This is a genomic window from uncultured Jannaschia sp., from assembly GCF_947494055.1.
Classification (GTDB): domain Bacteria; phylum Pseudomonadota; class Alphaproteobacteria; order Rhodobacterales; family Rhodobacteraceae; genus Jannaschia.
Window position 1 is genome coordinate 1 of the sequence record NZ_CANLTR010000068.1, and the last position, 9,477, is coordinate 9,477.

8 protein-coding genes and 2 pseudogenes are annotated in these 9,477 nt (G+C 62.3%); 6 read left to right on the forward strand and 4 right to left on the reverse strand.

The window, feature by feature from the left end; all coding sequences use genetic code 11:
* Positions 1-252, forward strand: a pseudogene (locus Q1A87_RS21860) (IS110 family transposase); the annotation flags it as partial.
* Between the two features lie 320 nt (positions 253-572).
* On the opposite strand, the pseudogene Q1A87_RS21865 reads toward Q1A87_RS21860, so the two are convergent.
* Positions 573-1,562: pseudogene (locus tag Q1A87_RS21865) on the reverse strand (IS5 family transposase).
* A 358-nt stretch (positions 1,563-1,920) separates the two neighbouring features.
* On the opposite strand from Q1A87_RS21865, the gene Q1A87_RS21870 reads away from it, so the two are divergent.
* From Q1A87_RS21870 to Q1A87_RS21890, 5 genes are all read left to right on the forward strand, one after another.
* On the forward strand, positions 1,921-3,420 hold the full coding sequence (locus Q1A87_RS21870; protein WP_299656522.1) for a hypothetical protein: 1,500 nt from the start codon (positions 1,921-1,923) through the stop codon (positions 3,418-3,420).
* Positions 3,420-4,235: a hypothetical protein gene (locus Q1A87_RS21875; protein WP_299656525.1), complete on the forward strand. Its 816-nt coding sequence runs from the start codon at positions 3,420-3,422 to the stop codon at positions 4,233-4,235. Before Q1A87_RS21870 ends, Q1A87_RS21875 begins: the two co-directional genes overlap by 1 nt.
* A gap of 1 nt (position 4,236) precedes the next feature.
* The gene (locus Q1A87_RS21880; RefSeq protein WP_299656528.1) at positions 4,237-5,376 is read left to right on the forward strand and encodes a hypothetical protein; all 1,140 of its coding nucleotides are present in this window, start codon (positions 4,237-4,239) and stop codon (positions 5,374-5,376) included.
* Positions 5,377-5,379: 3 nt separating this feature from the next.
* A complete protein-coding gene (locus Q1A87_RS21885) occupies positions 5,380-6,636 on the forward strand; it encodes a hypothetical protein (protein WP_299656531.1) in 1,257 nt (418 codons plus the stop codon).
* 167 nt (positions 6,637-6,803) lie between these two features.
* A complete protein-coding gene (locus tag Q1A87_RS21890) occupies positions 6,804-7,457 on the forward strand; it encodes a thermonuclease family protein (RefSeq protein WP_299656534.1) in 654 nt (217 codons plus the stop codon).
* Positions 7,458-7,599: 142 nt separating this feature from the next.
* On the opposite strand, the gene Q1A87_RS21895 is transcribed toward Q1A87_RS21890, so the two are convergent.
* From Q1A87_RS21895 to Q1A87_RS21905, 3 genes are all read right to left on the reverse strand, one after another.
* Entirely contained in the window at positions 7,600-8,178 is a 579-nt protein-coding gene (locus Q1A87_RS21895; protein WP_299656538.1) for a hypothetical protein, read from the reverse strand.
* Positions 8,179-8,258: 80 nt separating this feature from the next.
* Positions 8,259-8,678 (reverse strand): DUF2252 family protein, encoded by a 420-nt coding sequence (locus Q1A87_RS21900; protein ID WP_363323049.1) that lies wholly within the window; start codon positions 8,676-8,678, stop codon positions 8,259-8,261.
* A 311-nt stretch (positions 8,679-8,989) separates the two neighbouring features.
* A partial coding sequence (locus tag Q1A87_RS21905) for a transposase (RefSeq protein ID WP_299656544.1) occupies positions 8,990-9,477 on the reverse strand: 488 nt, incomplete at its 5' end.

The window sequence follows — 9,477 nt, forward strand, 5'->3', positions numbered from 1 at the left end:
AAGCAACGCCTCGGGGCGACGACCAGGATGGGGGAGCGCTCGCTCAGGCGGCTGTTGATCCTCGGGGCCAACAGCGTCGTCATCAAGCGGCGTACGAACCCCATGGCGCAACCGGGTACCTGGCTCGGCGGGCTGCTCGCGCGCAAGCCGGGGATGCTGGTGCGCGTGGCACTCGCGAACAAGATGGCGCGGATCGTCTGGGCCCTGATGGCTCGGGGCGGCGTCTACAGGGCTCCGGTCGCGGCGGCGTAGGTCGTCCGCGGTCGGGGAGCGTCGGAGCGTAGGAGGGCAAGGAGCGGTATGGCGCAATCGTCGTGAGACAGGGCCGGGACACCCAGGGCGCAACAAAGTGCTACCGAGCACGCGGCTTTGATCTGGACCCGATCCTCGACCACCACACGGGCCCGCGGCACGGACGGCCGCATCGAGAGGCCGGATACATGTCAGCACCCGACAACGCGTCAGACGAAGCTTCGAAGATCCCTCTTGCGCATGGGGCGGTTATACATGGGGCGGTTATACATGTTGCGCAAATCACCTGACGGGCGAAGTTCCGTTTTCCCCGTCTGACTTTAGCTCACGGGCTGCGTGATGGGGATGCCGAGAGCGGTGAAGCGGTTGAGGATGGCGATGCGGACTTGGAGCTCGGCGGTCTGACGGTCGAAGCCGCGAGACATGAGCCTTTGGCCGAGTAGTTTCATCCTCCGTCGATGGTAGCCGGACCATTTGCGCCAGAGCGTTCGGCCGAAGCGCTCGATGGCGCGCAGGGCCTCGTTTCTCGCTCCCGCCCCGGGGCTGCCCGTCTTTCAGGGCCTTGCGTTCCGGCGGGGCGGGATGATCGCTTCCGCTCCACGGTCTGCGATGGCGTCGCCGCAGGTGCGGCCATCGCAGGCGCCGTCGGCAGTCACGGACGCGATCGGCTCGCCGGCGGGAATCTGCAACAGCAGACCGGGCAGCATGGGCGCGTCGCCCACGCCGCTCCCGGTGATCTCGACCGCTCTGACTTCCATCGTCGCCTCGTCGATGGCGAGGTGCACCTTGCGCCAGACGCGCCGCCTGGCCCCGCCATGCTTGCGGGCATGCCATTCGCCTTCGCCCCGGACCTTGATGCCCGTGCTGTGCATTGCCCGGCAGGGCATCACGAAGTGATGTCCCGAAAGGCGACGGGCAGGTGCAGCGGCCCGCCCGAGCCCCGATAGGGCAGTTGCACGGCCAGGGTCTTCTGACGACGGCACAGCGTCGAGGAGTCCGGCACCGGCCAGGCGAGGCCCGCCGGCTTCAGCAGGCTCGCCACGAAGCCGGTCGTCTGCCTGAGTGGCAGCCCGAAGAGGACCTTGATCCCTCTCGGGACATCACCGCGTGATGCCCTGCCGGGCAGTGGTCAGGCACGCCAGGATCGCGGCGTCCGGGAAGGCCTGCTGACGGCCGCGCTTGCCCGAAGGCACTGCGTGCCACGCCGTGTCGGGATCGAACCAGACCGTGAGCGACCCGCGCTCACGCAGCGCGGCGTTGTAGGCGGACCAGTTCAGGGTGCGGTAGCGGGTCGACGCAGGCTTGGACATGCCGCCCAGCTATACCGCTGGACCCGCAATGTGAATCCCGGGCAGGCTTTGCACAACAAGGCCGGCTAAGCTGCAAAATTACTTAAAAGCTACGATGTAGTCATTCTTTAAGAATATCTCTGCTTAAAGCCGATTTTACCGTCGGCGGAGTAAATCGATGTCAGTACCATTCGCACGTATATTACAAAGAACGATGCAATCAATTCGTATTTCAAACGGGATAATTTCGAGCATCGGTACAGCCATAGAGTCATCCATTCTTAATTAGCAGAGAGTCGTTGGCTTCATTTCCCCGGATTCGCCCAGTACACGGCGCATTCCCGTTCGGGCAGGTTATTTAGCCTAAAAAGAGAAACGAATGCTTGATAAACTTAAAAAACTTCTTCCGACGGATGATTTCATTCCGACCTCGGCGGTTTTTCCAGAGATCGACATCGACAAGATCGAGCGGGATCTGGGGCTTATAAAGGTGGCAAGAAAGCGCGGCCATTCGAATCTCCCCTCGGGCACCGACATGTCGCTCGACGGCGTCGAGATGGACATCGTCAATCGCATAGCGGATGCGCGTCGCCGCGGTCTCGACAAGTACGCGGAACACATGCGCAGCTACGAGCAGCGACTGAATTCGGCGCAGACCATCCTGTCAGACATCAAGTCGACCGCGGCAAGGGCGAAAGGCGATTTCGCCAATGGCGTGAAGAAGTATCGGGCCGATATGGCCCCCATCGAGGAGGAGGTGCGTCATTGGAACGAGGCACTCGCAAGGTTCCGGGTCCGCCATGATCTTTCAAGGCCTGCCTATTCGCGCCCCAATATCGCCAAGACCTGTTCGATCGTCCTTGCATTCCTGATCGTCGAGACCCTGCTCAACGGGGTTCTGTTTGCCGGCAAGAACGAACTGGGCCTCGTCGGAGGCGGCTTCATCGCGCTCTTGATCTCGATCGTGAATGTCGGCGCATCAGGGCTGTCCGGGTTTTTTGCACGCTACTCGGTTCATCGCCATTTCATCGCCAAGCTCCTCGGCTATGTCGTCACGCTCGCCTGGCTCGCCGCAATCGTAATCCTCAACTTCGCCGTCGCGCATTTCCGCGATGCCGTCGAGAGGCTGGAAAGCTGGTCTTTGGCAACCCAGGCTTCGATCCAGACGCTGCTGGAGGCGCCGTTCGAACTGGCGAGCATGGAATCGTGGCTGTTGATGGCATGGGGATTGCTCATCTCGATCGTGACGTTCCTGAAGATTCTCCTCGGCGGCGAAATTTATCCGGGATACGCGCGGATTTCAGAGCGTCGCAGCGCTGCCATCGACAAATACAACGATTCCCTGTCGGACGCTCTCGACGAGCTCCTCGCGTGCCGGGACAAGGCTGAGGACGAATTGGAAGAGAAGAGCCAGGACGTTCACAGGCAGATCGGGGATGCGATCGATGCGATCGCCGGGCGGCAGGAGCTCCAGCAACATCTGCCATCGTTCCTGACGCATTGCGACGCGCGGGCGACGGCTTTGCTCAAGCGTTACCGGGATGCGAACCGGGCGGCGCGAACCGAATCCGCCCCCCAGCATTTCGACGAGGATTACGCATTCGCGGACAGGCCCGATGTCGGCATGGGGCATGGTCGCAACGATCGTCGCTGGGAGACCGGCCAATCCAAAAGCGAGGAGATCGAGCGCATCGTGGATGAGGCCATCGAGGCCATCCACGTCGATTACCGCCATGCGCAGGACGAATACTCGAATACAGGGGAACTCATTGGCATGAACATCGACGACGGGGCGACGCGGCGCCAGGTCCGCGCCAATCGGCTCAAGGCTGTCGCTGAGAGCGGATTCGAAGGTGACCGGACCGGAGGGACGGCCTGATGACGAGCAGAAAGCAGGCGCGGCGTCGGCGCGAGGCAGCCTCCGGCGCGGGATGGGGCATCTTCCTGACAGCGCTGGTCGCGACGAGCCTTGCAGGTGGATATTTCGCCTGGAGCTACGCGAGTTCCCGCGTTCAGATCGACGAGGCGACGCTGTGCCCCGAGGACGGCGCGACCGGCGCCACGATGGTCCTGCTCGATCTCACCGATCCGCTGACGCGACCCCAGGGCGATCGTCTCGGGACGCTCCTCGAGAAGCGCGTGGCGGAGTTGCCGGAAGGGACAATGATCTCGTTCGGCGTGGTCGGCGGCGACGTCCGGCGGCGCGGATCGATCTTCTCGAGCTGCAAACCGGCCGACGGCCGGGAGGCGAGCCAGATTTACGAGAACCCCGCCATGATCAAGGCACGCTTCGAAGAGAATTTCATGGTGCCGCTCCGCGCGGCGCTCGACGAGGCCATGCGCGCGCCCGAAGAGAGTCATTCGCCGATCATGGAATCCCTACAGGCCCTGATCGCCGACACGCCTGAATTCGAGACCGGAGAAGGGCCGCACGATCTCGTCATCGTCTCGGACCTGCTTCAGAACAGCGAAGAGATCTCCTTCTATCGCGGGGAAGGCTGGCAGACCCTCGAGGGCCGGGGTGGTGCGGGTCGGCTCGCGGGCAACCTCCAGGACGCGCGGGTCACCATCATGAGGATACCGCGCCCGGGCGCGGCCAGTATCCCGCACGAGCAGGTCGACGACTTCTGGTCGCGGTATTTCGATCGCCAGGGCGCCCGCCCGCCAGTCGTGGAAGCCCTGGGGGATCTCTGACGTGAGGCCCTTCAGGATTCACGGCGTCCCAGCGCGCGAGAGCCTCGACAAGGTCGTGCTGTTCGCCGCCTTTGTTCTGGGAACCCTCGGGACGATATGGCTCAAGCTCGTCGAGGTCCCGGTCCAGGCCGTCGCGCTCTTTCCGGTCGTGGTGCTGCTGGCCTACGTCGTGGCTTGCCTGCTTCTTCGCAATATCGGGACGGAACCCGAGACGATCGGCGACAACAGCTACTACCTGGGCTTCCTGTTCACCCTCGCGAGCCTCGCCGTCACCCTCTACCGGATCAAGGATATCGGCGCCGAGGACGCCGATCTGATCCCGACGGTAATCTCGGGCTTCGGCGTGGCCCTCACCTCGACGATCGCCGGTGTGTTCCTGCGGGTGTTCCTGCTGCAACTCCGCCCCGACATCGTCGTGCGGGATCGGACGGCGCGGAACGATCTCAACGAGGGCGCGCGCGACCTTCGAAAGGCCTTGGCGGAGGCATCGCTCGTTCTCAAGAGCGTCGCCGTCGAGACGCAGCAGCATGTGGCCGAGCGGAATGCCCGAATGTCGAAGGTGCTGGAGGTCCAGGTCGAGCAGACGTCCGAGTTGCTCGAGCGCCAGGCGAAAGCATTTGACGGCATCATCGAGGAGGCCGGCAAGCGCCTGACGCAGGAGATCTCCGACGTGGTTCGGCGAGAGGCCGAGGCCTCCGTCGAGGAACTCTCGATGGCCTCGCAGGCCTTTCGTGAGAATGTAGATGCCGCTGCCCGAGCGCGTCTCGATGCCGAGAAAAGCTTGCAGGAGAGCATGGAGGAGTTCCGCGACGTCGTACACGAGATTCAGCAGGTTGCCCGAGAGAACAACAAGGCGACCGAGGGCAGCTATCGCACGCTTGCCGCGCGCACCAAGAAAATGTCCCAGTCCCTCGCGGACGCGTCCGACACTGCTGAAAAAGCCGTAGCCCTCTCGTCCCGGATTCTCGAGGACGCAGAGAGGGTGGCCGCCGCGAAGCGCACTACCCGCTCGGACACCAGTCCTCTTCGGGCGAATGGGCCCTGGGACGAGGAGAAGCCTGTTCGACCTGTCCTGTCGCTTCCCGGGAGGCCCGCAAACCCTACGGTCGATGCCGGCTCCGGGGGCAACGGGAAGGAATGACCGATGCCTGTTTCTCATGACGGCGGGGCAGTTGGGGCAACGTCGCGCCAATACAGGCGCGGCGCGCTTCTCGGGATGACGCTGGCGGAGGCGTTCATCCTCATCGCCTTCGCGCTGCTTCTCTTGCTGGCGGCCTGGAAGACCCAGGCCGACGAGGAGCGGGATCGCTACATGCAGATCAAGGATCTCACGGCCGAACAGATCGAGGATATCGTGACGTTGACCGAAACCGATCGCCTCCACGATGCGGCCGCCCTGGCCGAAAGCGAGGTCTTCGAGGATCTGCAAGATATCGAGAGAAGCGGGGCGGATGTCGTTCGCCTGTCGCAGATCGCCACCGAAGAGGAGCGCTGGCGCTTCATCGACAAGGATGAGTTGCTCCGTATCGTTCAGGGGGCGCAGCAGCTCCCCGAGGACATCCAGAGAGACTTGGCGGACCTCGTCGAGATCGACGATCCGCGTCAGATCGTGGAGCTGCTGAAGATGACGGAGCGCGCCGACACGGAGGAGCTCCGCCGCATTCTCGAGGCGGCAGAGGACCTGCCCGAGAATATCCAGGAAGAACTTGCCGCCTTCGTCGAGGCCGAAGACCCGGACGACATCGTGCGGATGCTCGAGATGACGGTGCGTGCCGAGGAGGACGAGAGCGCCCGGGAACGGCTGGCCGGGATCGGGGCACAGATCGACGCCGTCCGGGATGCCGAGGGCGACCTCGTCGCGGACCTGCGGCGCACCCTGGGCGACGCAGTCGAGGCCGTGGGCGGCCGGATCACGAAGGACGGCTCTGTCGTCCTCCAGGACACCATCCTCTTCGATGTCGGATCAGCGCGCGTCACGGCGAGGATGAAGACCTTCCTCGAGCGGATGTGCGTTCCCTGGATGCAGGTGATGATGCGTTCCGAGGTCGACGTCGCGGGCGCACAGATCGAAGGACATGCCTCGAGCGAGTGGCGCACCGACAGCACGGCCCAGGAGGCCTATCTCAACAATCTCGATCTCAGCCAGCGACGATCGGCGGCCGTCCTTCGCGAATGCCTCGCCATCGTATCCGGAGATGCCGGCGGCCCGGCACTCGAGGAATGGGCGCGGTCCCACCTTCAGGCGATCGGGTTCTCGTCGGCGCGACCGGTCCTTAATGTCTGGGGCAGGGAGAACCCGAAGCAGAGCCGGAGGGTCGTATTCAGCCTGGATCTCGATCGCGATGGTCTGATCGAGGACCTCGAAGGAGAGGTCAGGCGGTCAGCATCGGCGCAACCCTGACAATTGATAACGGTCTGACAATGCGTCCGGAACACCGCATACCATTTGGACATTTCTGATACAGTGCGGAGAAGCGCATGCAGAGACATTCGTTCAGACCTGAACAGGACAGGCTGACCCACTTGGCGGCAGGGGGCGGGTCGAGATGGACCGTTGCCGTTGTAAGCTTGGCCCTCGCCCTGTTCGCTGCCGGCGCCGTGACGGCCGATACCGGACCGACGATTACCGGGCTGGCTGACGTCATAGACGGTGACGGGCTAAAGATCGGTCCTGTCGCAATCCGTCTCCACGGTATCGACGCCCCCGAGGCCGGGCAGACCTGTCCGCGGGCCGGGGGCGGTACATGGTCTTGCGGCAAAGACGCGGCACAGCTGCTCGACGATCTCGCCGGCGGCCGGGAGGTGGTCTGCACCGCGCTCGACGGGGACCCCTACGGCCGGATCGTCGCCAGTTGCGCGGTGGGCGGCCGCGACGTCGCCACGGGTATCATGCGGGCTGGTCTAGCCTGGGCCTATGTAGAGTACAGCGACGACTACGTTGCGATCGAAGCGGAGGCTAAGGCCGCCGGGCTTGGTGTCTGGCAGGCTGCGGCGGAGGCACCGTGGGACTACCGTGCCGATCGCTGGGGACGAGCCGTCGAGGCTTCGCCGAGCGGCTGTCCGATCAAGGGCAACATCAGTGCCTCGGGCGAACGTATCTACCATACGCCGTGGTCGCCGTATTACGGGCGCACGCAGATCAGCGAAGCGCAGGGCGAGCGATGGTTCTGCGACGAGGCCGCTGCGCAGGCCGCCGGCTGGCGCAGCGCCGAGAGCCGGTGATTCACCTCTGAACCCTGTATATGGCAAGCAAAGAGCCCCTATGCCTCTCAGCCTAAAGACCGCGCAAAGTATGCATCTTACATCGCGCCTCAGGAATCTCGCTTCTATTGCACATGAATTTCAGAATTACCCTGGCTACCCTTTAAGCACCAGGTTGCCTCTGTAGTTGAAGTCGTAGCATTTTCCTGTGATTACTTTCTCCGTCTCGTGCAAGCCACTCCCTCATCGCCAGATCGTACCAGGCGGAGGCGTGAGGATCGATCTCGATGGCATCAAAGAGAACTTCCAGCTCTTTCTGAGTGGCCCTGAATAATGGTTCAGGTCCGCATTCCTCAATAACGCGTAAAACGATGTAACGCTCCCGCGCAGTCCAAGCGAGGCACGATGCCAGATTGTTTTCCGAACGCATCGCATCTACTTCGAATGCATGCCGCCGATCGTCGAGACGAAATCGCACGTTCGTTACGATACCAGCCTCAGACTTTCTGAATTCAGGCCAAATCCATAAGAATCTTTCTTTTGGATGGCTGTGTCGTATTTCTTTCAGACGACGTGAGCATGCGAGGGCACGTCGTTCGATTCGACAATCCAAGGCTTCTGGAATACTAATTTCTGGCAAGTCCATCATAACAAACTCCGATTGGAGCTTGAAATATTGGCCCCATTTGACCGAGAAGAAACGGGATCTCCGGAAGCGTCCGGATAACGGTTCAATGATCACCGTTCTGTGCGATTGTCACCGTCGGCAATGACGCATTGCCAATCAATTACCAGGCGTATTGCATAATGTGACCGACGTTCTCATGACGCATAGATTGTCTCGTCAGAGTCGTTGACGCCGAAAATCGGTGCGCCGTTCACGTCCGGCATGATGCTGAAGGTCTGGGGGTGCACGTCATCCAGTGCCATGATTGTCGGCATGTGCGAATTCTGCCCTACCATGTCACGGTAGAACAGAAGCGCCGTGCCCCCGGAAGAACACGAAGAAGTTGCCCGCCAGCGCGTTGAACTTCTCCCTCGCGCTATTGGAGCGCTGCTCGATTCTTGCGGCGTGATCCTCTCGCAGTGTGGAGCTAACATGCTCGCGCCGCGCCTATCAGGTGAGAAGGACCGACGGCCCGAGCTGCTCGCCCGCGGCAATGCGATGAGAGAGACCCCGTAGGCTCTCGATCTTCCCTTCCGCAGCTCTCTGCGGGTCTGCGCCGGTCGTGACCCGTTCATCGTCGTCACCCAACGCTGCAATGCGCCTCCCAGCCATGTCGCGTCTCCCACGGGTGGATCAGATCAATGCCAGATGCGGAGCGCTGTTTCGCAACCCGATCCAAGAAGCAGATGTCGATTTCGACGGTGAATGCTCAAGGCCCAGCGGCCACCTGAGAGCAGCGCGAGCATCGTGAATAGACCGTTGCTTCAGACGCGAACGGCCGAGGCTGTGTGGAAACGTCTGAGTTTGGGGGACCGCGACGCCCCTTTGACTGATAACGGCATACTCTTGCGGTAGATGTCAAAATCGCATGATCCGATCTTCCGGATCAGCTTGGGATCGCCGTCAGAAGGCCCCGGATGCCGATGATCGAGATCATCCGCTTGATGTTGTAGGCGAGAACGTTCAGCGTCATTTCGGTGCGAACGTTCTTCAAGCGTCTCGTCAGGAAGTGGGTCGTGCCCATCCAGGCCTTGATCGTGCCGAACGGGTGCTCGACCGTGCAGCGTCGCAAGGTCATCGGATCGTCAGTGCCTCGCAACCGGTCGTGCATGGCGTCGACCAGATGCTCGTGCTCCCAACGGGTGATGCGGCGTTCCTTGCCCGTCGTGCAGCGTTGCCGGACAGGGCAGTCCCGGCATGCGCCGGTCCAGTAGCGTCGGATCTGAAGCCCGTCTTCCTCTCGCGTATAGCGGTAGGTCAACTCTTCCCCGGCCGGGCAGCGATAGATGTCTCGGGGGGGATCGTAGGCAAAGTCGGCCTTCACGAACATGCCCTTGGAACGATTGCCCGATGTCTCGGGGCGCGGCACCGTCG

Excerpts from the sequence above, each read along its gene's own strand:
- Q1A87_RS21875 (WP_299656525.1), top strand. The coding sequence starts at position 3,420 with ATGACGAGCAGAAAGCAGGCGCGGCGTCGGCGCGAGGCAGCCTCCGGC.
- Q1A87_RS21900 (WP_363323049.1), bottom strand. The coding sequence starts at position 8,678 with ATGAACGGGTCACGACCGGCGCAGACCCGCAGAGAGCTGCGGAAGGGA.
- Q1A87_RS21870 (WP_299656522.1), top strand. The coding sequence starts at position 1,921 with ATGCTTGATAAACTTAAAAAACTTCTTCCGACGGATGATTTCATTCCG.
- Q1A87_RS21885 (WP_299656531.1), top strand. The coding sequence starts at position 5,380 with ATGCCTGTTTCTCATGACGGCGGGGCAGTTGGGGCAACGTCGCGCCAA.